The organism is Variovorax sp. 05T418 (assembly GCF_056396385.1).
The window spans coordinates 341582-364549 of record NZ_JBFTLJ010000004.1 but is presented as its reverse complement, the minus strand read 5'-3'; the positions used below and the strand labels follow the sequence as shown (position 1 = coordinate 364549).

The window sequence follows — 22968 nt, the reverse complement described above, 5'->3', positions numbered from 1 at the left end:
GTCACATCTTCTTGTACGCGTCGACCACCGCCTGGCCCTCGGGCCCGGCCTTTTCCAGCCATTCCTTGAGCATGGTGTCGCCGACCTTCTTCATGTCGGCCTTGAGGGCCGCGGAAGGCGCGTGCACGGTCATGCCATTTTTCTTGAGCAGGTCCAGGTACTCGAGGTTCTTCTTCTTCGAGAGCTCCCAGCCGCGCTTCTCCGCATCGGCGGCGGCCTTGAGCACCGCGTCCTGCGTGGGCTTGTCGATCGCGTCGAAGGCCTTCTTGTTCATGAGCACCGCGTTCTTGGGCAGCCAGGCCTGCGTGTCGTAGAAGTTCTTGATGTATTCGTAGGTCTTGGTGTCGTAGCCGGTGGAGCCCGACGACATGTACGACTCGATCACGCCCGTGGCCATGGCCTGCGAGAGCTCGGCCTGCTGCACCGTGACCGGCTGTGCGCCGACCAGTTCGCCGATGCGCGCGGTGGCGGGGCTGTAGGCGCGCCACTTCACGCCCTTGAGGTCGGCGGCCGAAGCGATTTCCTTCTTCACGAAGATGCCCTGCGGCGGCCAGGCCACCGTGTAGAGCAGCACGATGCCTTGCTCGGCCAGCTTCTTTTCGAGCGCGGGCTTCTGCGCCTGATAGAGCTTCCAGGCGGCGTCGTAGCTGTCGGCGAGGAAGGGAATGCCATCGGCGCCGAACATCTGCCATTCGTTCTGGTAGTTGACCAGCAGGATCTCGCCGAGCTGCGCCTGCCCGCCCTGCACTGCGCGCTTGATTTCAGGCGCCTTGAACAGCGAGGCGTTGGCATGCACGGTGATCTTGAGCTTGCCGCCGCTGCCCTTTTCGACATCGTTGGCGAACTGGGTGATGTTCTCGGTGTGGAAGTTGGTCGCCGGGTAGGCGGTGGGCAGGTCCCACTTGGTTTGCGCGAAGGCTGCGGCGCCAAGGGTGAGGCCAGCCAGTGCAATGCCGAACTTGTGATTCATGAGCGCTCCGGAACGTATGAAATTGAAAACGAGTGCGAGCATACGTGCAAATTCCGGGCCACTCCTGAGGCATTTCCCTGCCACGCGTCGTTGCGCTGCGGCCTGCCTTGGCTGCTGCGGCGCACGCAAAAAAGCCGCCTTTGCGGCGGCTTTCACTGTGTTGCGGGCCTGCCGCGAGCGCGGCATCGGCCCGCCGGCCCGCGGGCGTTTCGATCAGGGCTTGGCCGGCTTGGCAGCGGCTGCCTTCGCGGGCTTTTCTGCCTTGGCGGCCACTGCTTCGCCCGCGGTGCCGCCGAAGGCCTTGCCGTTGACCGTGAGCCCTTCGGCCGACAGCTTCCCGGCCTTCTTTTCCTTCACGCCCTTCACGCGCTGCATGAAGTCGGGCCAGTCCTTGAACTCGCCTTCCTTGCGGGCATCGAGGATGCGCTTGGACATGGCAGGGCCGACGCCCTTGATGCCGTCCAGATCGGCAGCCGTGCCCTTGTTGGCATCGACCGCGGCGAACGAGACAGCCGCAAACAGCATGGCCATCACGGCCAGGATTTTCTTCAGCATGATTTTCAACTCCCTGATTTGTTGAGATGACAGTTCGCCGGCAGAAGGTGCCGGCTCGCGTTCAACGGTTCAGGGTAGGGCGGGTTGACGGCCTCGCGCCCTGCGGAGAGCGCGTTCACCATTGTTCCGAAACGTGTTCGGAATGTGGCTTAGAGCTCCTCGACGCGCCGCGGCGGATAGCTGTCCCAGGCCTGGCAACCGGGGCAGTGCCAGAAGTGCTGGTGCGCCTCGAAGCCGCATGCAGCGCAGCGGTAGCGCATCAGCGGCCGGGTGGCCTGGTCGAGCGCGCGCTGCACCTGCGGGTGGAACTGCTCGTGCTCGAAGCGCTCGCCGGCCAGCCAGCGCGAGGCGGCCACCAGCGAGGGCTGCTGGGCGAGGTGTGCGATGTAGCCGTCGCGCGGAGCGAGCGGCTGGCCGTTGGCCGCTGGAATCGCGCTGGTCGGCGAGCCGCCGAGCGCGATCAGCGCTTCGAGCACGTCGATCGAGGGCGAATCGGCATAGTGCCGCTGCAGCAGCGCGAGTGCTTCGCCCTCGCGGTGGGCGGCGACCGCGGCCTGTTGCAGCGCAGCGGCATACAGTGGCAGGGCGAGCGGGGCGGTGTCGCTCAGCGCGACGAGGGTGTCGAAGGCCTTGGCGCCGTCGCCATTGCGCAGTTGCAGCGTGGCGGAATCGATGGCGGGGCGGGGCGCCTGCGGGGCCAGCGCCACCGCTTCGGAGAGCAGCCGGCCGGCCGCGGCCAGGTCGCCGGCCGCCACCTGCTCGGAGGCCTGCTCGCAAAGGTGGTGGGCTCGGCGCGTGCTGTAGCTGGCCTGGTCGGACTCGTCGAGCTTCTGTGCCACGGCGGCGGCCTGGGCCCATTCGCGTGAACGCTCGTAGATGGCCAGCAGCGAAAGCCGCGCCTCGTTCTCGTAGCGCGTGCCCTCGAGTTTTTGCAGCGCGGCTTCGGCGCGGTCGAGCAGTCCGGCGCGCAGGAAATCCTGCGCCAGCGCGTGCTGGGCGCGTTCGCGGTCGCTGCGGCTCAGGTCGCCGCGACCCAGCAGATGCTCGTGCACGCGCACCGCGCGCTGGTATTCGCCACGCCGGCGAAACAGGTTGCCGAGCGCGAAGTGCAGCTCCTGCGTGTCGGGGTCGTTCTGCACGGCCTCGATGAAGGCGTCGATGGCCTGGTCCTGCTGTTCGTTGAGAAGAAAGTTGAGGCCGCGGAAATACGCCTTGGGGGCTTGCCGGTTCTCGAGCTTGAGCTGCCGGATGTCGAAGCGCGAGGCGAGCCAGCCCAGCACAAAGGCGACGGGCAGGCTGATCAGCAGCCAGCTGGGATCAAAGTCCATGTTGGCGTACGGTGGGTAGGTCGGTGGCGGAAATGGACGGCGGCGCCGCTGCCGGAGCAGGCGTGGATGGTGCAGGCGCCGCGGCTTCGTCGCCGCGCGCGGCCGGAACCTGCGCCGCCGCCGCACGGTGCTTCCACCATCCAGGCAGCATGCCGAGCGCACCCACCACGAGGCCGCCGGCGAAAGCCGCGAGCACGACGAGCACCAGGGGCGCACGCCAATGCGTGCCGAAGAAGAAATAGACGGTAGCGTCGTGCTGGTTGTTCAGCGCGAAAGCAAAAAGCGTAAAAAAAATGGCTGCCTTGAGCAGCCACAGGAGGTATTTCATAGCCGTTCCCGTTGCCGGGAGCATTCTACGTTTGCATCCATGCGATCAGGCCTTGCGGCCCTTGGCGTCGAGCTCGGCGGTCTTGGCGTCGACGGCCTCGCGCAATGCCTTGCCCGGCTTGAAATGAGGCACCCGCTTTTCGGGGATCTGAACGCTCTCGCCCGAACGCGGGTTGCGGCCGATGCGCGGCGGACGCCGGGTGACCGAGAAGCTGCCGAAGCCACGGATCTCGATCCGGTGCCCACGCACCAGCGCGTCGCTCATCGCGTCCAGGATGGTCTTGACGGCGTATTCGGCATCGCGGTGCGTCAGCTGCGCGAAGCGCGCTGCGAGTTCTTCGACGAGGTCAGAGCGGGTCATAGGCCAAACAAAAACGTGGACGAAAAAAAAGACAGAGCGGCCCCAGGGCCTGCTCTGTCTTCGGGGGCAGCTTACTTGCTGTCGTTGTTGTCGAGCTTGGCGCGCAGCAGGGCGCCCAGGCTCGTCGTGCCCGCGTTCTCGCGTGCCGACTGCTGGCTCAGGTTGGCCATGGCGCCTTGTTCGTCGACCATGTCCTTCTGCTTGATGGACAGCTGGATGTTGCGGGTCTTGCGATCCACGTTCACGACGATGGCGGTGACTTCGTCGCCTTCCTTCAGCACGTTGCGGGCATCTTCGACGCGGTCGCGCGAGATTTCCGAAGCACGCAGGTAGCCGATGATGTCTTCGCCGAGGTCGATCTCAGCGCCGCGGGCGTCCACGGTCTTGACCTTGCCGGTCACGATCTGGCCCTTGTCGTTCACCGTGGTGAAGGTGGTGAACGGGTCGCTGTCGAGCTGCTTGATGCCCAGGCTGATGCGCTCGCGGTCGACGTCGACGGCCAGCACGATCGCTTCGACTTCCTGGCCCTTCTTGTAGTTGCGAACGGCGGTTTCGCCGGCTTCGTTCCACGAGAGGTCCGACAGGTGCACCAGGCCGTCGATGCCGGCAGCCAGGCCCACGAACACGCCGAAGTCGGTGATCGACTTGATCGGGCCCTTGACGCGGTCGCCGCGCTTGGTGTTCTGCGCGAACTCTTGCCACGGGTTGGCCTTGCACTGCTTCATGCCCAGGCTGATGCGGCGCTTGTCTTCGTCGATTTCGAGGACCATGACTTCGACTTCGTCGCCCAGCGAGACGATCTTGTTCGGAGCGATGTTCTTGTTGGTCCAGTCCATTTCGGAGACGTGCACCAGGCCTTCGATGCCGGGTTCGAGTTCGACGAACGCGCCGTAGTCGGCAATGTTCGTGACCTTGCCGAACAGGCGGGTCGATTGCGGGTAGCGGCGCGAAACGCCCATCCACGGATCGTCGCCCATTTGCTTCAGACCCAGCGAGACACGGTTCTTCTCGGTGTCGAACTTGAGGATCTTGGCGGTGATTTCCTGGCCGGCCTGAACGACTTCGCTCGGGTGGCGGACACGGCGCCATGCCATGTCGGTGATGTGCAGCAGGCCGTCGATGCCGCCGAGGTCCACGAACGCACCGTATTCGGTGATGTTCTTGACCACGCCGCGGACAACAGCGCCTTCCTTCAGGGTTTCCATCAGCTTGGCGCGCTCTTCGCCCATGCTGGCTTCGACCACGGCACGGCGCGACAGCACGACGTTGTTGCGCTTGCGGTCGAGCTTGATGACCTTGAATTCGAGGGTCTTGTTCTCGTACGGCGTCAGGTCCTTGATCGGACGCGTGTCGATCAACGAGCCCGGCAGGAAGGCGCGGATGCCGTTGACGAGCACCGTGAGGCCGCCCTTGACCTTGCCGCTGGTGGTGCCGGTGACGAAGTCGCCCGATTCCAGGGCCTTCTCCAGGGCGAGCCACGAAGCGAGGCGCTTGGCGGTGTCGCGAGAGAGGATGGTGTCGCCGTAGCCGTTTTCAACGCTGCCGATGGCAACGGAAACGAAATCGCCGGCCTGGACTTCGAGTTCGCCCTTGTCGTTCTTGAACTCCTCGATCGGCACATACGCTTCGGACTTGAGGCCGGCGTTGACCACCACGTGGTTGTGTTCGACGCGCACGACTTCGGCCGTGATGACCTCGCCGGTGCGCATTTCGGAACGCTTCAGGGACTCTTCGAATAGGTCGGCAAAAGATTCAGACATTTATGGTTCCTTCCGTCAGGCAGGGTTGGCAGGCGCTCATGCGAAATTGCGTGCGGCTGCTGTGAGTCTGGAGACGGCGGTTTTGTGGGCAGGTGCCCGGTTGGTTGAACAACCAGCAGGCCGGTGCGCTGTCGCGCGAGAAGAGCCTGCTGGAGCGGTATGCGCTGCCCCGGAATCCGGTTGGCGCGAGCCCTTCAGGCGGGCCTGGAGGGCTGTGGCTTTCAACCGCTCAAGCGGGCTTGAACGGCTGTTTTTCCTGCCACCAGTTCAGCACCTGGTCGATCGATTGCTCGATGGACAGCTGGGAGTTGTCGAGGTGGCGGGCATCCTGCGCCGGCTTGAGCGGAGCGACGCTGCGGGACGAGTCCCGGGCGTCGCGCGCTTCCAAGTCGGAGCGGAGACTGTCAAGTGTAGTTGAAATACCCTTTGAAATCAACTGCTTATGCCGGCGTTCGGCCCTCTGGGCGGCGCTGGCCGTGAGAAAGACCTTGAGCGCCGCGTCGGGGAAGATCACGGTGCCCATGTCGCGGCCGTCGGCGACCAGCCCCGGGAGCTGCCGAAAGCGCTGCTGCAGGGCCAGGAGCGCTGCGCGCACCGCGGGAAGCGTGGAGACGCGGGAGGCGTCCATGCCGGCGGCTTCGGTGCGGATTTCGTCGCTCACGTCCTCGCCGCCCAGCAGCACCTTGCCCTCGGTGAAATGCAGTGGCAGGGCGGCCGCCAGGGCGGCGATCTGCGCCTCGTGCTGCGGCTCGGCGCCGAGCCCGGCGCGCCGCATGGCCAGGCCGGTCACGCGGTAGAGCGAACCCGAATCCAGGTAGTGGTAGCCCAGCAGGCGCGCCACCTCGGCCGCAAGCGTGCCCTTGCCCGAGGCGGTGGGGCCGTCGATGCAGATCACCGGCACCTCGGGCGCCTGGGCCACCGAGAACAGCGTTTCGAAATAGTCCGGGAAGGTCTTGGCGACGCAGTGCGGCTCCAGGATGCGCACCGGCAAGCCCGCCGGATTGAACGCCGCGAGCGAAAAGCACATGGCCACGCGGTGGTCGTCGTAGGTGCGGATGCTTGCCGCCTGCCAGCCCGGGCGCTCCAGCGGATGGACCCGGATGAAATCGGGGCCGGAGTCGACCGTGGCGCCGAGCTTCCGGAGTTCGTTGGCCATGGCGTCGATGCGGTCGGTTTCCTTGACCCGCCAGCTGGCGATGTTGCGCAGGGTGCTGGGGCCGTCGGCATAGAGCGCCATCACGGCCAGCGTCATCGCGGCATCGGGGATGTGGTTGGCGTCCAGGTCGATGGCCTTGAGCGGCCAGGCGCCGCGGCGCACGTCGAGCCAGTTCGGCCCGCTGTCGACCTGCGCGCCCATTTGCCGCGCCGCCTCGATGAAGCGGATGTCGCCCTGGATCGAATCGGCGCCCACGCCTTCGATCCGGATGCTGTCCTGGCCGGAAGCACCCGTGGCAATGGCGCCGAGCGCGATGAAATAGCTGGCAGAGGAAGCGTCGGCCTCGACGTGGATGTCGCCCGGCGAGCTGTAGCGGCTGCCCGCGGGGATGGTGAAGCGCTCCCAGCCCTCGCGCTGCACGGCAATGCCGAAGCGCGCCAGCAGGTTGAGCGTGATCTCGATGTAGGGCTTGGAGATCAGCTCGCCGACTACCTCGATCACGATGTCCTTGCGGGCGGCGAGAGGCAGCGCGAGGAGCAGCGCGGTCAGGAACTGGCTCGAGACATCGCCGCGCACGCGGATCGGCGCATCCAGCACCAGCGCGCCGTGATCGACCGGGCGGATGCGCAGCGGCGGGTAGCCGGGGTTGCCCAGGTAGTCGATGCGGCAGCCGAGCTGGGTCAGCGCATCGACCAGGTCGCCGATCGGCCGCTCGTGCATGCGCGGCACGCCGCTCAATTCGAATTCGCCGCCGAGCAGCGACAGCGCGGCGGTCAGCGGACGCATCGCGGTGCCGGCGTTGCCGAGGAAAAGCGGCAGCATCGGCCCGCCTGGCTTCAGCTGGCCGCCGATGCCGGTGATGCGCAGCGTGCTGCCGGCCGCATCGATGCCGCAGCCGAGCGCGCGCAGCGCATCCAGCATCACGCGGGTGTCGTCGGAATCGAGCAGGTCGTGGACCGTGGTGGTTCCGCTCGCCAGCGCGGCCAGCAGCAGCACGCGGTTCGAAATGCTCTTGGAGCCCGGCAGCCGCACGGTGCCCGATGCCCCGGCCAGCGCAGGAATGTCGAGGAATGCCGTCGAGAACATGTCAGGAGTCCTGGGGCGCGTCGGTGTTGGGCTGCCAGGCGGCGCGGGCCTTGCTGGCGGCGGCGATCGAGTGCTCGAGCGCCTGGGCATCGCCGGCCGTGATCAGCGCCTCCAGATCGCAGAGCGACTTGCGCAAGGCCTGCGATTGCAGCAGCACCTGCTCGCGGTTGGCGAGCAGCACGTCGCGCCACATGACCGGATCGCTGGCCGCAATGCGCGAAAAATCGCGAAAGCCTGGCCCTGCAAGGCGCAGGAAATCGTCGCCCTGCGGCTGCGCGATCAGCGCGTTGAGATAGGCAAAGGCCAGCAGGTGCGGCAGGTGGCTCACGGCCGCGAAGGCGCTGTCGTGCTCCTCGTGCGTCATGGTGACGACGTGGGCGCCGATGCCGCTCCAGATCTGCGAGGCGCGCTGCACGTTCGAGCGCAGCGTGGCCTTGACGGGCGTCAGCACGACCTTGCGGCCGGCGTAGAGCGAAGCCTCGGCGTGCTCGATGCCCGACACCTCCTTGCCGGCGATCGGGTGGGCCGGAACGAAGTGGGCGAACTGGTCCTGCAGGCCGTTGCGCGCGGCTTCGATCACGTCGCCCTTGGTCGAACCCACGTCCATCACGAGGGTGTCGCTCGAAATGCCATGGCGGATGGCCTTGAAGGTGGCTTCCGAGGCCGCCACCGGCACCGCCAGCAGCACGAGGTCGGAGCCCGAGACCGCCAGCAGCGCGGAAGGCGCCGCCACGTCGATCACGCCGAGCTGGCGCGCCCGCTCGGTGGTGGAGGGCGACTTGCTGTAGCCGACCACGCGTTTCACGAGCTTCGCGCGCTTGAGCGCGAGCGCAAAGGAGCCGCCCATGAGGCCGCAGCCGATCAATCCCAATTGCTCGAACATGGTGCTTGTCCGGCTCAGGCTTTGACGGGATAGGCGCCCAGCACCTTGTAGAACGCGCAGAGGCCGCGCAGTTCGGCCAGCGCGGCAGCCACGTTGGGCTGCGAGGGATGGCCGTCCAGGTCGATGTAGAAGTAGTACTCCCACTGGCCGGTGCGCGCCGGGCGCGACTCGAACCGGGTCATGGACACATTGTTGACCTTCAGCGGCACCAGCAGGTCGTGCACGGCGCCGGGACGGTTGGGCACGGAGACGATCAGGCTCGTGCAGTCGCGCCCCGAGGCCGGCGGCATGGCCAGCGTCTGCGGCAGGCAGATCACGGAGAAGCGCGTGCGGTTGTACGAATCGTCCTGGATTGCATGCGCCACGATGTGCAGGCCGAAGCGGGTGGCGGCGCGTTCGCCGGCCAGCGCGGCCCAGGCCGGGTTGGTGGCCGCGAGCCGCGCGCCTTCGGCGTTGCTCGAAACGGCACGCCGCTCGGCATTGGGCAGGTGCTTCGACAGCCAGGTCTGGCACTGCGCCAGTGCCTGGGGGTGGGCCAGCACGGCCTCGACGCCCTCGAGCGTATTGCTGCTGCGCAGCAGATGGTGGCGCACCAGCAGGCTGACTTCGCCCACCACGTGGGTCGGCGAATGCAGGAACAGGTCGAGCGAGCGCGTGACCACGCCTTCGGTCGAGTTTTCGACGCCCACCACGCCGTACTGGGCGCTGCCGGCCGCCGTGGCGTGGAACACCTCGTCGAAGCTGGCGCAGTAGATCAGGTCGGCCGCGCCGCCGAAGTATTCGATGGCCGCCTGCTCGCAGAAGGTGCCCTCGGGACCGAGCACGGCGACGCGCTGCGGCGATTCGAGCGCCAGGCAGGCCGACATGATTTCGCGCCAGATGGCGGCCACATGCAGGTCCTTGAGCGGGCCCGCATTGCTCTTTTGCATCTTCTCGATGACCTGGGCCACGCGGTCGGGGCGGAAATACGGGGTGCCTTCGCGCTTCTTGACCTCGCCCACCAGCTCTGCCACGTGGGCCCGCTCATTGAGCAGGCCGAGCAGTTGCTGGTCGAGCGAGTCGATCTGCACGCGCAGATCGGCAAGGCTTTCGGAGTTGTCGGGAGAGGAGGGCGGTGTTGGAGCGGAGGCGGTCATCGGTGCGAGCAGCTGGGCATGCGCCTAGGCATGCGATCGCTCGAATTCTCGCATGTAGCTCACAAGTGCCTGTACGCCTTCCAGCGGCATGGCGTTGTAGATGCTCGCGCGCATCCCGCCGACCGACTTGTGGCCCTTGAGCTGCAGCAGGCCGGCCTCGCGCGCACCGGCCAGGAAGGCGTCGTTGCGGCTCTCGTCCGCCAGGAAGAACGGCACGTTCATGCGCGAACGGCAACCCGGGTCGATCTTGTTGACGTAGAACGGGGAGGCGTCGATGAAGTCGTACAGCAGCCTGGCCTTGGCGATGTTGCGCTGCTCCATGGCGGCCACCCCGGTGAGCGTGCCTTCGGTCTGCTGCAGCAGCCACTGGAACGTCAGCCCCGCCATGTAGATGCCCCAGGTCGGCGGGGTGTTGTACATGGACTTGTTGTCGGCCACGATCTTGTAGTTGAACGCGCTCGGGCAGATCTCGAGTGCATGCCCGAGCAGGTCGTCGCGCACGATCACCAGGGTGAGCCCGGCCGGTCCGAGGTTCTTCTGGGCGCCGCCGAAGGCAAGGCCGACACGGCGCCAGTCGACGCTGCGCGAGGCCACGTGCGACGAAAAGTCGATGACCAGCGGCGCATCGCTGCCAAGGGCCGCGAGGTCGGGTAGCTGCTGGAACTCGATGCCGTTGATGGTTTCGTTGGTGCACAGGTGCACGTACGAGGCGTTCTTGCTGAGCTGCCAGGTCGAAGGGTCGGGCAGCCGCGTGTGATGGTCGCCGGCGTTGCTCGCGGCGATGTTCGCCGTGCAGTAGCGCTGCGCTTCCTTCTGCGACTTGATGCTCCAGCTGCCGGTGATGACGAAGTCGGCGGCGGTGCCGCGCGACAGGTTCATCGGCACGATGGCGTTCTCGCCGAGGCCGCCACCCTGCATGAAGAGGATGTGGAAGTGCTCCGGCACGGCCAGCAGCGTGCGGATGTCGGCTTCGGCCTGGGTGCAGATCGCGCCGAATTCCTTGCCGCGATGGCTCATTTCCATCACGCTCATTCCGCTGCCCTGCCAGTCGAGCATTTCGGCGGCGGCGCGTTGCAGCACCGCCTCCGGCATGGCGGCCGGGCCGGCGGAAAAGTTGTACGGGCGCGTGCCGGCCGGCTGGTGCTGCTGCTGGGTCACGTCACTTCTTGGCGGGAGCCTTGGCCGGTGCCTTGGCGGGGGCGGCGCCTTGCTGCGAGCCGCCGGTCGGTGCACCCAATGCCTTGGCCACGTTCTCGTCCAGCGCGCGCATCTTCGGCTCGATGGTGGCGCGCGTGTCGTTCACGAGCTTTTCGGTCAGCGCGGTCTGCATCTTCGGATTGAGGTCCTGGTACTTCTTGCTGAGCGGCGAGTTGATCCAGGCCAGCAGCTGCTTGAGTTCTTCTTCGCTGAAGTTCTGCTCGAGCAGCGGGGTCAGGGCGCCGGGGGCCAGTTGCACGGCCTTGTCGCGCACGATCGGGTAGGCCTCGTCGAAGTACTTCTTGAGTTCGGCGTCGGCAGCCTTGGCGGCCGATTCGCGCTTGGCTTCGGGCACTTGCGTCTGCAGGTACTGCGAGCCGGCTTGCGCGATGGGGGCGCTCGATTGCTCGACCAGGCCGCGGGCCAGCGATTCGATGCCGGGGCGCTGCACGTCGATGAATTGCTTGATGAGCGCAGCCTTGTCCTGCGCCATGGCGGCCATGGAGCTGCCGGCCAGGGCGACGGTCAGAAGTGCGAGCTTGAATTTTTTCACTGAGGATTCTCCGTTGAAGATGAGGAAGTATCGTCTGCGCCAGGCTCACTCTCGCCGTTGGCGTCGTTTTCGACGATACGTTGTAGCCCGCTGAGTTTGGCGCCTTCGTCGAGCCCGATCAGCGTAACGCCTTGCGTTGCGCGACCCAGTTCACGAATCTCGGCTACCCGGGTGCGCACGAGCACGCCCTTGTCGGTGATGAGCATGATCTCATCGTCCGCATGCACGAGGGTGGCGGCAACGACCTTGCCGTTGCGCTCACTCTGTTGAATCGCAATCATGCCTTTGGTTCCGCGGCCATGACGCGTGTACTCGGTAATGCTTGTGCGCTTTCCGTAACCATTTTCGGTGGCGGTGAGCACGCTTTGCTGCTCGTCCTCGGCCACCAGCATGGCGATCACGCCCTGTCCCGGATCGAGCGACATGCCGCGCACGCCGCGTGCATTGCGGCCGAGCGGGCGCACGTCTTCCTCGTCGAAGCGCACGGCCTTGCCGCCGTCGCTGAACAGCATCACGTCGTGCTTGCCGTCGGTCAGGGCGGCGCCGATGAGGTAGTCGCCCTCGTCGAGGTTCACGGCAATGATGCCGCCCTTGCGCGGGTTGCTGAATTCGTCGAGCGTGGTCTTCTTGACCGTGCCCATGGAGGTGGCCATGAACACGTACTGGTCGGCCGGGAAGTTGCGCTTCTCGCCGGTCAGCGCGAGCGCCACGTTGATCTTCTCGCCTTCCTGCAGCGGGAACATGTTGACGATGGGGCGCCCGCGCGAGCCGCGCGAACCCGCCGGCACTTCCCACACCTTGAGCCAGTACAGCCGGCCGCGGTTGGAGAAGCACAGGATGTAGTCGTGCGTGTTGGCGATGAAGAGCTGGTCGATCCAGTCGTCTTCCTTGGTGACGGTGGCCTGCTTGCCGCGCCCGCCGCGCTTTTGCGCGCGGTATTCGTTCAGCGGCTGGCTCTTGATGTAGCCGCTGTGCGAAAGCGTCACCACCATGTCGGTGGGCGTGATCAGGTCTTCGGTCGAGAGGTCGTAGGCGCTGTGCTCCACCAGGCTGCGGCGCGCGCCGAGCTTGGACTGGCCGAACTCCTGCTTGATGGTGCCGAGTTCCTCGCCAATGATGACCGAGACGCGCTCCGGCTTGGCCAGGATGTCGAGCAGGTCGTCGATCTCGGCCATGACCTCCTTGTACTCGGCAACGATCTTGTCCTGCTCGAGGCCGGTCAGGCGCTGCAGGCGCATCTGCAGGATTTCCTGGGCCTGGGTTTCCGACAGGCGGTAGAGGCCGTCCGAGCCCATGCCGAACTCGCGCTCCAGGCCCTCGGGGCGGTAGTCGTCGGCATTGACCACGCCGCCGTCTGCGCGCGAGCGCGTCAGCATCTCGCGCACCAGCTTGCTGTCCCAGCTGCGGGTCATGAGCTCGGCCTTGGCAACCGGCGGGGTAGGCGACTCGCGGATGATGCGGATGAATTCGTCGATGTTGGCCAGGGCCACCGCCAGGCCTTCGAGCACGTGGCCGCGTTCGCGCGCCTTGCGCAGCGTGAAGACGGTGCGGCGCGTGACCACTTCGCGGCGGTGCTGCAGGAAGACCTCGATCAGGTCCTTCAGGTTGCACAGCTTGGGCTGGCCGTCGACCAGCGCCACCATGTTGATGCCGAAGGTGTCCTGCAGCTGGGTCTGCTTGTACAGGTTGTTGAGCACCACCTCGGGCACTTCGCCGCGCTTGAGCTCGATCACCAGGCGCATGCCCGACTTGTCGGACTCGTCCTGGATGTGGCTGATGCCTTCGATCTTCTTCTCGTGCACCAGCTCGGCCATGCGCTCCTGCAGCGTCTTCTTGTTGACCTGGTAGGGGAGCTCGTCGACGATGATCGCCTGGCGCTGGCCGCGGTCGATGTCCTCGAAGTGGCACTTGGCGCGCATCACGACCTTGCCGCGGCCGGTGCGGTAGCCGTCGCGCACGCCATTGATGCCGTAGATGATGCCGGCGGTGGGGAAGTCCGGCGCCGGCACGATTTCCATCAGCTCGTCGATGGTGGCCTGCGGATTGCGCAGCAGATGCAGGCAGGCGTCCACCACCTCATTGAGATTGTGCGGCGGAATATTGGTGGCCATGCCCACCGCAATACCGCCGGAACCATTCACCAGCAAATTCGGCAGTTTGCTCGGAAGGACCTTTGGTTCTTTTTCGGAGCCGTCGTAATTGTCCTGGAAATCGACAGTTTCCTTGTCGATATCGGCCAGCATTTCGTGCGCAATTTTGGCGAGGCGGATTTCCGTATACCGCATTGCAGCCGCGTTGTCGCCGTCGACCGACCCGAAGTTGCCCTGGCCGTCGACCAGCATATGGCGCATGGAAAAGTCCTGCGCCAGCCGCACGATGGTGTCGTAGACCGACTGGTCGCCGTGCGGGTGGTACTTGCCGATCACGTCGCCCACGATGCGGGCGGACTTCTTGTACGCCCGGTTCCAGTCGTTGTTGAGCTCGTGCATGGCATACAGCACGCGCCGGTGCACGGGCTTGAGGCCGTCGCGCGCATCGGGAAGCGCCCGGCCCACGATCACGCTCATGGCGTAATCGAGATAGCTGCTGCGCATTTCCTCTTCGAGACTGATGGGCAGGGTTTCTTTGGCGAAGGAGGTCATTGAGCAAGAGGCTGGCGGCAGGAAGGCGAAATTTTACGCTGTGAGGGGTGTCGCACCGCCGCAACACAAGGCCGCTATTCCGCCTCCGTCCTACGCTTCCGGGGTGTCCAGCGGCCTGTTTGCCAAAGACCCTATGGCACAATCGCCTCAACGTTTTGGGTGGTGGTCACTTAAAGCGTCCTTGATTCGCAGCGCGGCTGCGGCTTTTTCCCCAAGAGGAGAACCATGAAGAAACTGAATAAAGTGGCGATGATGTTTGCAGTCGCTGCGCTCGCCACTGCCGCCGGCGCGCAGACCCGTGTCACCGCTGCGGACGGCGGTCCTACGATCGACAACTGGCAAAACGGCACCGGCGAACTGGTTTGGAAGAACGGCACGAACGAACTGTGCTGGCGTGATGCCAACTGGACGCCGGCTACTGCCGCCGCCGGTTGCGACGGTGCTCTGGTTCCGGCTCCCGCCGCGACGCCTCCTGCCGCTGTGACGCCGCCTGCCGCTGTCGCACCGCCGGCCGTGGCTGCCTCGAAGGTCACCTTCGCTGCCGACGCATTCTTCGATTTCGACAAGTCGGTTCTCAAGCCTGAAGGTCGCGCCAAGCTGACCGACCTGGTTTCGAAGATCCGCGACGTCAACCTCGAAGTGATCATCGCCGTGGGCCACACCGACTCGATCGGTTCGGACGCCTACAACCAGCGTCTGTCGGTGCGCCGCGCCGAAGCCGTCAAGGCCTTCCTGGTCTCGAAGGGCATCGAACGCAACCGCGTCTACACCGAAGGCAAGGGCGAGAAGCAGCCTGTTGCGGACAACCGCACCAAGGAAGGCCGCGCCAAGAACCGTCGCGTGGAAATCGAAGTGGTCGGCACCCGCGCCACCAAGTGATTCGATTGAATCGCTAAAAGAAAACCCCGCCTCGGCGGGGTTTTTTTATGCCTGCCGAATTCCATCCGGCCGGTGTCAAGTGCGCCTCGATGTCCGACGGCGCATTCTCCGTTTCATAATCACGGCATGACAGATCATGTGAATGCCGACCCGGCGGAACTCGCCAAGTTTTCGGAGCTTGCCCACCGCTGGTGGGATTTGGACAGCGAATTCCGCCCGCTCCATGAAATCAATCCATTGCGACTGGAATGGATTGACGGTATTGCGCCGATTTCGCAGCGCAGGGTGCTCGATATCGGTTGCGGCGGCGGCATCCTGGCCGATTCGATGGCCCGAAAGGGCGCGGACGTGCTCGGCATCGACCTGGCGAGCAAGGCGCTCAAGGTGGCGCGCCTGCATGCGCTCGAAGCCGGCACCCAGGGCGTCAAGTACCGGGAAGTCAGCGCCGAGGCGCTGGCTGCGGAGCAGCCCGGCAGTTTCGATGTCGTCACCTGCATGGAAATGCTGGAGCACGTGCCCGAGCCCGCTTCGATCGTCCAGGCCTGTGCCACGCTCGTCAAGCCGGGCGGCTGGGTGTTCTTTTCCACCATCAACCGCAACCTGAAGTCGTTCATGCTTGCGATCGTCGGCGCCGAATACGTCCTGGGCATGCTGCCCCGGGGCACGCACGAATACGCGAAGCTGCTGCGCCCCAGCGAACTGGCGGCCCACTGCCGCGCGGCAGGCCTCGACCTGCGGCATACGCGCGGCATGGAACACAACCCGCTGACGCGGCGTTACTGGCTCAGCGCCGACACCAGTGTCAACTACATGTTCGCCACGCAGAAGCCGGCATTGCCGGGCTCGCAGACGTGACGGCCACCGCAATCCGGGCCGTGCTGTTCGACCTGGACGGCACGCTGATCGACAGCGCGCCCGATCTCGGCGCCGCGGCCGACAAGATGCGCACGGATCGCGGGCTCGAGTCGTACCCGCTGGAGCGCTACCGATTCATGGCGGGCGCCGGCGCCCGGGGCATGCTCGGCGTGGCTTTCGGCATCACGCCCGAGTCGCCGGAATTTCCTGCGCTGAGGGAAGAGTTCTTCGTTGCCTACGAAAACCGCATGCTGCTCAACACGCAGGTGTTCGACGGGGTGCCGCCGCTCATCGAAGCCATCCGCGCGCGCGGCCTCGCCTGGGGCGTCGTCACCAACAAGTCGGCGCGCTTCACCGATCCGCTGACGCACGCCATTCCGCTTTTCGGCAGCGCGGGCGCCATCGTGAGCGGCGACACCACGCCGTTCTCCAAGCCGCACCCCGAGCCCCTGCATGAAGCGGCACGCCGGCTTGGAATTCCGTCCAGCGCCTGCATCTACGTGGGAGACGACGAACGCGACATCATCGCGGGCCGGGCCGCAGGCATGCGAACCATTGCGGCTACCTATGGTTACATGGGGCCGCAGGCGGACGCGACGCTCTGGGAGGCCGATGCCGCAATTACTTCACCCCTGGAGCTCTTGCAATTCCTCAACCCGGCCTAAAATGCTGTGCTTGGGGCTGCACTGGTTTCGACGTGGGTTCGGAGTCGCAGCGGGGCATGTCGAGCTGAATGCGCTCGTAAAACAGATTCAAACAAACTAACTGCAAACGACGAACGTTTCGCACTCGCTGCTTAATTGCCAGTGAGCCTTGCAACAGTTGGCCGATGGGCTGGGCAAGGGGGTCTGGAGCAATCCTGACCTCCCGGCTGCAAGGATAATTACATGGGCTGGCTCCGATCCGGGTACCTTGGGTCGGGGTGAGAAAATAGGGTGCTGGCGTCCGGTTTAGCGTGTGACTGCGCGACTCCGGAAGCGAGACTCAAATCAGATCACTAAACATGTAGAACTGCGCGATGAAGGCTTGCGGACGGGGGTTCAAATCCCCCCAGCTCCACCATCCACCGCAAAAAGCCAACCTTCGACGGGTTGGCTTTTTTTTGCCCGGCGCGAGGCTATAGTCAGCGGGAACCGACACACCATGGCCGCTGTTTCCCTGGCAAAGGGTGCTGCGGCCGGCCTCGATTCCAAAGGACGCCGTGCCCGATTCACTGACTTCCACGCTCACGAGCTACTACGACGCGGTGCCCTACGAGTCGCACCCGTTCCCGCAAACTGCCGTCGAGCACCTGGAGGCCATTGCCTTTCTGTTCGGCCTCGAGACACCGGCCCCGTCGACCGCGCGCGTGCTGGAACTCGGCTGCGCGGCCGGCGGCAACCTGATTCCGTTTGCGGCGCGCCACCCCGAAGCCAGCGCCCTGGGACTCGATCTGTCGACGGTGCAGGTCGAGCAAGGCCGCGAGGCCATCGCGCGTGCCGGACTGTCGAATGTGGAGCTGCGGGCGTTCAATCTGGCGGAGATCGATGCATCGTTCGGCCAGTTCGACTACATCATCTGCCACGGCGTCTACAGCTGGGTGCCGGGCCCGGTGCAGGACGCGATCCTGCGCGTGTGTTCGGAGAATCTGGCGCCCGATGGCGTTGCCTATGTCAGCTACAACGTCTACCCCGGCTGGAAGGCGAGGGAGATCGTGCGCGACGCGATGATCCTGCGCGGCGGCCCGCGCGACACGCCGGAGGAAAAGCTGTCCTATGCGCGCGGCATGCTCGAATTCCTCGAGCAGTCGGCGCGTCCCGGCAGCGTGCTCGGCAAGACGCTCGAGGAAACCATGCCGATCGTGCGCGGGGCCAACGGCTCCTATCTGCTGCACGAGTTCCTCGAGCCCTGCAACGCACCGTGCTACTTCAAGGAGTTCGCGGCGCGCGCCGAGGCGAATGGCCTCAGCTACCTGGCAGAGGCCGAGCCGTCGACGATGTTCGTCCAGAACTATGGAGAGAAGGTCCGCGAGCCGCTGCTGCGCGAGTGCGGCGGCAGCCAGATCCTGATGGAGCAGTACCTCGACTTCCTCGTGAACCGCACCTTCCGCCAGACGCTGCTGGTGAAGCAGGGCCGCGCCGGGGACATCCGCTACCGGCTCGACCCGGCCCGCATTCGCGGCTTCGAGTTTGCCGGCGTGTTTGCCGCCGCAGACGGCAGCGCGCTCACGCTCGATGCGCGCGAGCAGCCATCCAATGCGCTGCGCAACCTGACGGTGACGCTGCGGCTGCCGGTGCACAAGGCGCTGGCACAGGTGCTCGATGCGCGCTACCCCGCCAGCATGCCGGTCGAGGGGCTGGTGGCCGCGGTACTCGCGCTGCTGGGCGAGCCGCGTTCGTCGGTCGAGCCCGTGGTGTTGTCGATGCTCGAGGAACTGGTGATCCTCGGCGCTGTGCGCGTGCGGCGCGCGCCCGTGCACGCCGCCGCGGAGGTCTCTGCCTTGCCGCGGGCGCTGCCGTCGGTGCGCAGTGCGCCCGGCCTGGCGCTGTCGGCCGGGAGCGCGGCGAACGCCTGCAACCAGTGGCACGAACTCGTGGGGCTTTCAGCGCTCGAGCGCTGCCTGCTGCCGCTGCTCGACGGCGCGCATTCGCACGGCATGCTGGCCGACCACCTGGCGGACGAAGTGGGCGCCGGCCGCTTGCGCTTCATCCAGAACGACCAGCCGCTGACCGATCCATCGGTCCTGAAGGAATTCGCACGGCAGCAGGTGGTGCTTGGCCTGGCCGCCTTGCGGCGCAAGGCGCTGCTCGTCGCGTGACCGTTACCGTTCCCATCGAACTCAAAAGAGGAAATTCACCCATGCAGAACCTCCACTGGACTCCGAACTTGCGCACCGCCGTGGCGGCTGCGCTCCTGCTCGCGGGCGCAAGCGCCTCGAATGCCGCGTCGCAGGCGCCGGTCGCGGCCGAGCACGGCATGGTCGTGAGCGCGCAGCACCTGGCCACCAAGGTCGGGGTCGACGTGCTCCGGCGCGGCGGCAACGCGGTCGATGCGGCGGTGGCCGTGGGTTACGCGCTGGCGGTGGTCTATCCGGCGGCCGGCAACCTGGGCGGCGGCGGCTTCATGACCGTGCAGCTGGCCGATGGCCGCAAGACGTTCCTCGACTTCCGCGAGAAGGCCCCGCTGGCCGCCACCGCCAACATGTACCTCGACAAGGACGGCAACGTCATCAAGGGCTTGAGCACCAACGGCCATCTGGCCGTCGGCGTGCCGGGCACGGTCTCGGGCATGGAATACGCGCGCGAGAAATACGGCACCATGAAGCGGGCCGATCTGATCGCTCCCTCGATCCAGCTGGCCGAGAAGGGCTTTGCGCTGGAGCAGGGCGACATCGACATGCTGCACACCTCCACCAACGACTTCAAGAAGGACCCGGTTTCCGGCGCCATCTTCCTGAACAAGGGCGAGCCCTTCGCAGTCGGCCAGAAGCTGGTGCAGAAAGACCTCGCCAAGACGCTGCGCGCCGTGAGCGCCAAGGGCGTCGACGGGTTCTACAAGGGCTGGGTCGGGCAGGCGATCGTGGCATCGAGCCAGGCCGGCAAGGGCATCATCACGCAGGCCGACCTCGACCAGTACAAGACGCGCGAGCTTGCGCCGGTCGAGTGCGACTACCGCGGCTATCGCGTGGTGTCGGCGCCGCCGCCGAGCTCGGGCGGCGTGATCATCTGCGAGATGCTCAACATCCTCGAGGGCTATCCGCTCAAGGACCTGGGCTTCCGCTCGGCTGAGGCGGTGCACTACCAGATCGAGGCCATGCGCCATGCCTACGTGGACCGCAACAGCTACCTGGGCGACCCCGACTTCGTGAAGAACCCGCTCGAGCGCCTGCTCGACAAGGGCTACGCCGAGAAGATCCGCGCCGCCATCGACCCCAAGAAGGCCGGCGTCTCCAAGGACATCAAGCCCGGCGTCGCGCCGCACGAAGGCAGCAACACCACCCACTATTCGATCACCGACCAGCAGGGCAACGCGGTGTCGGTCACCTACACGCTGAACGACTGGTTCGGCGCCAAGGTCACGGCCGACAAGACCGGCGTGCTGCTGAACAACGAGATGGACGACTTCACCGCGAAGATCGGCGTGCCCAACATGTACGGCCTGGTGCAGGGCGAGGCCAATGCCATCGCTCCAGGCAAGCGCCCGCTGAGCTCGATGAGCCCGACCATCGTCTCCAAGGACGGCAAGCCGGTGTTCGTGGTCGGCACGCCCGGCGGCAGCCGCATCATCACGGCGGTGCTGCACACCATCCTGAACGTGGTCGACTACGGCATGAACGTGCAGGAAGCCGTCGACGCGCCGCGCTTCCACCAGCAGTGGCTGCCCGACGTGACCAACGTCGAAACCTTCGCCCTGAGCCCCGACACCCGCAAGATCCTGACCGACATGGGCCACAACCTGGGCGTGCCGCAGCCAGCCAACCACCTGGCGGCGATCATCGTCGGCGCGCCCTCGCTGGGCGGCAAGCCGGTGGGTGCCAACCGTTTCTACGGCGCGAACGACCCGCGCCGCAACACGGGCCTCGCGGCAGGCTACTGAACCTGCGGCACACTCGAAGGCGGTCGTGCCCCTGTCGGCACGGCCGTTTTTTCATTTTTCATGCACCTGCAAGACATCCTCTATTCCCAGGGCTTCGGCACCCGCCGCGTGTGTGCGGGCCTGGTCCAGCAAGGCCACGTGAGCATTGCCGGCGCGGCCGTGACCGACCCCTTTGCCGACCTCGATCCCGAAGACCTGCTGTTCACCGTGCAGGGCACCGAATGGGCCTACCACGAGAAGGCCTACCTGATGCTGCACAAGCCCGCGGGCACCGAGTGCTCGCAGAAGCCCTCGACCTACCCGAGCATCTACACGCTGCTGCCGTCGCCGCTGCGGCTTCGGCCCAACAAGGGCGCGGTGCAGGGCGTGCAGGCCATCGGCCGGCTCGACCAGGACACCACCGGGCTGCTGCTTATGACGGACGACGGCCAGTTCATCCACAAGATGGGTTCGCCCAAGCACCATGTGCCCAAGGTCTACGAAGTCACGGCCAAGCACCCGGTGGACGCGGCCCAGATCGAGAAGCTGCTGGCCGGGGTGGTGCTCGACGACGACCCGAAGCCGGTGCGCGCGGCGGCCTGCGAATCCGACAGCCCGCTGCACCTGCGGCTGACGCTGACCGAGGGCAAGTACCACCAGGTCAAGCGCATGCTGGCGGCGGTCGGCAACCGGGTCGAGGGGCTGCACCGCTCCCGCATCGGCGACCTGGCGCTGCCGGGCGACCTGGCGGCCGGCCAGTGGCGCTGGCTCACGGCCGAGCAGGTCGCGGCGCTGCGGGCACCCGCCAAGCCGCCGAAAACGCCGAAATAAGGGCAGAAAGCGCGTCTTCCCGGTCAGCCAGTCCTAAGGCGCGGCCGTTAAGATTCCCAGCTCTCTCTCGGAACCTTTCCCTTGCGATTTCCTGCCCGACCGAATGGCCGCTTTTCGGCCTTCCTGTTCTCATGCCTCGCGGTCTGGCTGGCGCAAGCCGCCGCCGCCGCACCGCCCGAAGCCCCGCCGATCTTCGTGCTCAATTCGCTGGACGCCAGCGTCAGCGTGATCAGTCCAGTCGACTGGACTGAAAAGCAGCGCATCGCCACCGGCAAGGAGCCGCACCACCTCTACATGACGCCCGACGAAAAGTCGGTCATCGTGGCCAATTCGGCGGGCGATTCGCTCACTTTCCTGAACCCCAGGACGGCCGAAGTGCAGCGCGTGGTCTACGGCATCATCGATCCCTACCAGCTGCAGTTCTCGCGCGACATGAAGTGGTTCGTCACCGCGGGCAACCGCCTGAACCACGTCGACATCTACCGCTGGGACGGCAAGGACCTGAAGCTGGCCAAGCGCATCGCGTCGGGCAAGACGCCCAGCCACATCTGGATCGACAACACCAGCACCATCGCCTACGTGACCATGCAGGACAGCGACGAGCTGATCGCCATCGACCTGCCCACGCAGACCATCCGCTGGCGCGTGGCCACCGGCGCCATGCCGGCCGACATCTTCGGCGTCCACAACGACAAGACCCTGCTCGTGGGCCTGACCGGCAGCGACGGCGTGCAGGTGTTCGACGTGGCCGGTGCCGAGCCCAAGCTGGTCGGCAAGATCCCGACCGGCAAGGGCGCCCATGCCTTCCGCTCGGCTGGCGACGGCAAGAGCGTGTTCGTGAGCAACCGGGTGGCCAACACCATCAGCCGGATCGACCTTGCGACGCTGAAGGTCGGCGCCGTCTACCCGGTGCCGGGCGGGCCCGACTGCATGGACGTGTCAGCCGACGGCAAGACGCTGTATGTCACCTCGCGCTGGGCCAAGAAGCTCAGCGTGGTGGACCTGGTGAACAACAAGCTCGTGCGCCAGGTGAACGTCGGCCGCTCGCCGCACGGCGTCTGGACGCTGGACCATGGCAAGCGCATCTAGCCGCAGCAGCCGTGCCGCAGCCCTGCTGGCGATCGCCCTGGCGGCGGTGCCCGCTGCCTGGGCCCAGCAGGGCGCGTCCTGCGAGAAGCCGGTCTACCTGACCCTGGACACCGGTCACATGGGCGTGGCCCCGCTGGTGGCCGATGTGCTCAAGCGGCAGAACGTCCGCGTCACCTTCTTTGCTGCCGCCGAGCCCACGCTGACCGGCGGCGACAGCCTCGACAGCCAGTGGGCGCCGTGGTGGAAGGCGAGGGCGGCCGAGGGCAACGAATTCGCCTCCCACACCTACGACCACGCGTACTGGCGCGGCGACCTCAAGGGCGTGGCGCCGAGCTTCCGCATCAAGCCTTCGGCGGGCGCATTGGCGGGGCGCGAGTTCACCTGGAGCGCGGCCGAATACTGCGCCAACATCAGCAAGGCCTCCGAGCGGCTGGCCCTCATCACCGGCAAGAAGCCGCTGCCGCTGTTCCGCGCACCGGGCGGCAAGACCTCGCCCCGGCTGCTGGCGGCGGCCAAGGCCTGCGGCTTCGAGCACGTGGGCTGGTCGCCGGCCGGCTTCCTCGGGGACGAGTTGCCGAGCGAGAAGTTCAGCAACGAAAAGCTCCTTTCGCAGGCGCTGGAGAGCATCCGCCCCGGCGACGTCCTGCTCGCGCACCTGGGCATCTGGTCGCGCAAGGATCCGTGGGCGCCGGCCAACCTCGAACCGCTGATCGCCGGCCTCAAGGCCAAGGGCTTCTGCTTCGAGACGCTGCGCCAGCATCCGCAGTACCGCGCCTGGATCGCGTCCCACCCCTGAGGCTGCTGCC

At 66.1% G+C, this 22968-nt stretch carries 20 protein-coding genes and 1 other RNA gene; 9 read left to right on the top strand and 12 right to left on the bottom strand.

The genetic code is table 11. The annotated features are described in order from the left end of the window. Position 1 precedes the first annotated feature (1 nt). From AC1DMS_RS10250 to gyrA, 12 genes are all read right to left on the bottom strand, one after another. A complete protein-coding gene (locus tag AC1DMS_RS10250; protein WP_012746752.1) occupies positions 2-970 on the bottom strand; it encodes a TRAP transporter substrate-binding protein in 969 nt (322 codons plus the stop codon). Between the two features lie 213 nt (positions 971-1183). Further along, positions 1184-1525: a ComEA family DNA-binding protein gene (locus AC1DMS_RS10245; RefSeq protein WP_012746753.1), complete on the bottom strand. Its 342-nt coding sequence runs from the start codon at positions 1523-1525 to the stop codon at positions 1184-1186. Positions 1526-1674: 149 nt separating this feature from the next. Continuing rightward, positions 1675-2853 carry a lipopolysaccharide assembly protein LapB gene (gene lapB / locus AC1DMS_RS10240; protein ID WP_012746754.1) on the bottom strand — a complete coding sequence of 393 codons (1179 nt, stop codon included), beginning with the start codon at positions 2851-2853 and terminating at the stop codon, positions 1675-1677. Next, positions 2843-3181, bottom strand: coding sequence for a LapA family protein (locus tag AC1DMS_RS10235; protein WP_012746755.1), 339 nt, complete (start codon positions 3179-3181; stop codon positions 2843-2845). The genes lapB and AC1DMS_RS10235 overlap by 11 nt, the downstream gene beginning before the upstream one ends. A 45-nt stretch (positions 3182-3226) precedes the next feature. Then, the gene (locus AC1DMS_RS10230) at positions 3227-3541 is read right to left on the bottom strand and encodes an integration host factor subunit beta (protein ID WP_012746756.1); all 315 of its coding nucleotides are present in this window, start codon (positions 3539-3541) and stop codon (positions 3227-3229) included. A 71-nt stretch (positions 3542-3612) separates the two neighbouring features. After that, entirely contained in the window at positions 3613-5301 is a 1689-nt protein-coding gene (gene rpsA / locus AC1DMS_RS10225; protein WP_012746757.1) for a 30S ribosomal protein S1, read from the bottom strand. Positions 5302-5530: 229 nt separating this feature from the next. Continuing rightward, a complete protein-coding gene (locus AC1DMS_RS10220; RefSeq protein WP_012746758.1) occupies positions 5531-7543 on the bottom strand; it encodes a bifunctional 3-phosphoshikimate 1-carboxyvinyltransferase/cytidylate kinase in 2013 nt (670 codons plus the stop codon). Position 7544: 1 nt separating this feature from the next. Continuing rightward, on the bottom strand, positions 7545-8426 hold the full coding sequence (locus AC1DMS_RS10215; protein WP_012746759.1) for a prephenate dehydrogenase: 882 nt from the start codon (positions 8424-8426) through the stop codon (positions 7545-7547). Positions 8427-8440: 14 nt separating this feature from the next. Beyond that, a complete protein-coding gene (gene pheA, locus AC1DMS_RS10210; protein ID WP_018903086.1) occupies positions 8441-9562 on the bottom strand; it encodes a prephenate dehydratase in 1122 nt (373 codons plus the stop codon). Positions 9563-9586: 24 nt separating this feature from the next. Then, positions 9587-10720, bottom strand: coding sequence for a 3-phosphoserine/phosphohydroxythreonine transaminase (serC, locus tag AC1DMS_RS10205; protein ID WP_012746761.1), 1134 nt, complete (start codon positions 10718-10720; stop codon positions 9587-9589). A 1-nt stretch (position 10721) separates the two neighbouring features. Next, complete coding sequence (locus tag AC1DMS_RS10200) at positions 10722-11312, bottom strand: DUF2059 domain-containing protein (protein ID WP_012746762.1); 591 nt, start codon at positions 11310-11312, stop codon at positions 10722-10724. Beyond that, positions 11309-13954: a DNA gyrase subunit A gene (gyrA, locus tag AC1DMS_RS10195; protein ID WP_012746763.1), complete on the bottom strand. Its 2646-nt coding sequence runs from the start codon at positions 13952-13954 to the stop codon at positions 11309-11311. The genes AC1DMS_RS10200 and gyrA overlap by 4 nt, the downstream gene beginning before the upstream one ends. Positions 13955-14179: 225 nt before the next feature. Here gyrA and ompA point away from each other — a divergent pair, with 225 nt between their 5' ends. The 9 genes from ompA (at position 14180) to AC1DMS_RS10150 (ending at position 22958) form a co-directional block, all read left to right on the top strand. Beyond that, positions 14180-14833 (top strand): outer membrane protein OmpA, encoded by a 654-nt coding sequence (gene ompA / locus AC1DMS_RS10190; RefSeq protein WP_012746764.1) that lies wholly within the window; start codon positions 14180-14182, stop codon positions 14831-14833. A 126-nt stretch (positions 14834-14959) separates the two neighbouring features. Then, positions 14960-15688: a bifunctional 2-polyprenyl-6-hydroxyphenol methylase/3-demethylubiquinol 3-O-methyltransferase UbiG gene (ubiG, locus tag AC1DMS_RS10185; protein ID WP_012746765.1), complete on the top strand. Its 729-nt coding sequence runs from the start codon at positions 14960-14962 to the stop codon at positions 15686-15688. Further along, positions 15685-16353 carry an HAD-IA family hydrolase gene (locus AC1DMS_RS10180; protein WP_012746766.1) on the top strand — a complete coding sequence of 223 codons (669 nt, stop codon included), beginning with the start codon at positions 15685-15687 and terminating at the stop codon, positions 16351-16353. Before ubiG ends, AC1DMS_RS10180 begins: the two co-directional genes overlap by 4 nt. A 12-nt stretch (positions 16354-16365) precedes the next feature. After that, positions 16366-16750, top strand: a transfer-messenger RNA (tmRNA) gene (gene ssrA, locus AC1DMS_RS10175). A 139-nt stretch (positions 16751-16889) separates the two neighbouring features. Next, positions 16890-18485 (top strand): methyltransferase regulatory domain-containing protein, encoded by a 1596-nt coding sequence (locus tag AC1DMS_RS10170; protein WP_436035398.1) that lies wholly within the window; start codon positions 16890-16892, stop codon positions 18483-18485. 41 nt (positions 18486-18526) lie between these two features. Beyond that, a complete protein-coding gene (gene ggt, locus AC1DMS_RS10165) occupies positions 18527-20263 on the top strand; it encodes a gamma-glutamyltransferase (RefSeq protein WP_012746768.1) in 1737 nt (578 codons plus the stop codon). Positions 20264-20323: 60 nt separating this feature from the next. Next, positions 20324-21073, top strand: coding sequence for a pseudouridine synthase (locus tag AC1DMS_RS10160; RefSeq protein ID WP_062362443.1), 750 nt, complete (start codon positions 20324-20326; stop codon positions 21071-21073). Between the two features lie 81 nt (positions 21074-21154). Continuing rightward, the gene (locus tag AC1DMS_RS10155) at positions 21155-22162 is read left to right on the top strand and encodes a YncE family protein (protein ID WP_012746770.1); all 1008 of its coding nucleotides are present in this window, start codon (positions 21155-21157) and stop codon (positions 22160-22162) included. Then, positions 22146-22958, top strand: a complete 813-nt coding sequence (locus AC1DMS_RS10150) for a polysaccharide deacetylase family protein (protein WP_012746771.1) — start codon at positions 22146-22148, stop codon at positions 22956-22958. The genes AC1DMS_RS10155 and AC1DMS_RS10150 overlap by 17 nt, the downstream gene beginning before the upstream one ends. The last annotated feature ends 10 nt before the right edge of the window (positions 22959-22968 follow it).

Excerpts from the sequence above, each read along its gene's own strand:
- AC1DMS_RS10215 (WP_012746759.1), bottom strand. The coding sequence starts at position 8,426 with ATGTTCGAGCAATTGGGATTGATCGGCTGCGGCCTCATGGGCGGCTCC.
- ompA (WP_012746764.1), top strand. The coding sequence starts at position 14,180 with ATGAAGAAACTGAATAAAGTGGCGATGATGTTTGCAGTCGCTGCGCTC.
- AC1DMS_RS10220 (WP_012746758.1), bottom strand. The coding sequence starts at position 7,543 with ATGTTCTCGACGGCATTCCTCGACATTCCTGCGCTGGCCGGGGCATCG.
- gyrA (WP_012746763.1), bottom strand. The coding sequence starts at position 13,954 with ATGACCTCCTTCGCCAAAGAAACCCTGCCCATCAGTCTCGAAGAGGAA.
- pheA (WP_018903086.1), bottom strand. The coding sequence starts at position 9,562 with ATGACCGCCTCCGCTCCAACACCGCCCTCCTCTCCCGACAACTCCGAA.
- AC1DMS_RS10235 (WP_012746755.1), bottom strand. The coding sequence starts at position 3,181 with ATGAAATACCTCCTGTGGCTGCTCAAGGCAGCCATTTTTTTTACGCTT.
- lapB (WP_012746754.1), bottom strand. The coding sequence starts at position 2,853 with ATGGACTTTGATCCCAGCTGGCTGCTGATCAGCCTGCCCGTCGCCTTT.
- AC1DMS_RS10150 (WP_012746771.1), top strand. The coding sequence starts at position 22,146 with ATGGCAAGCGCATCTAGCCGCAGCAGCCGTGCCGCAGCCCTGCTGGCG.
- ubiG (WP_012746765.1), top strand. The coding sequence starts at position 14,960 with ATGACAGATCATGTGAATGCCGACCCGGCGGAACTCGCCAAGTTTTCG.
- ggt (WP_012746768.1), top strand. The coding sequence starts at position 18,527 with ATGCAGAACCTCCACTGGACTCCGAACTTGCGCACCGCCGTGGCGGCT.
- AC1DMS_RS10160 (WP_062362443.1), top strand. The coding sequence starts at position 20,324 with ATGCACCTGCAAGACATCCTCTATTCCCAGGGCTTCGGCACCCGCCGC.
- AC1DMS_RS10250 (WP_012746752.1), bottom strand. The coding sequence starts at position 970 with ATGAATCACAAGTTCGGCATTGCACTGGCTGGCCTCACCCTTGGCGCC.
- AC1DMS_RS10245 (WP_012746753.1), bottom strand. The coding sequence starts at position 1,525 with ATGCTGAAGAAAATCCTGGCCGTGATGGCCATGCTGTTTGCGGCTGTC.
- rpsA (WP_012746757.1), bottom strand. The coding sequence starts at position 5,301 with ATGTCTGAATCTTTTGCCGACCTATTCGAAGAGTCCCTGAAGCGTTCC.
- AC1DMS_RS10230 (WP_012746756.1), bottom strand. The coding sequence starts at position 3,541 with ATGACCCGCTCTGACCTCGTCGAAGAACTCGCAGCGCGCTTCGCGCAG.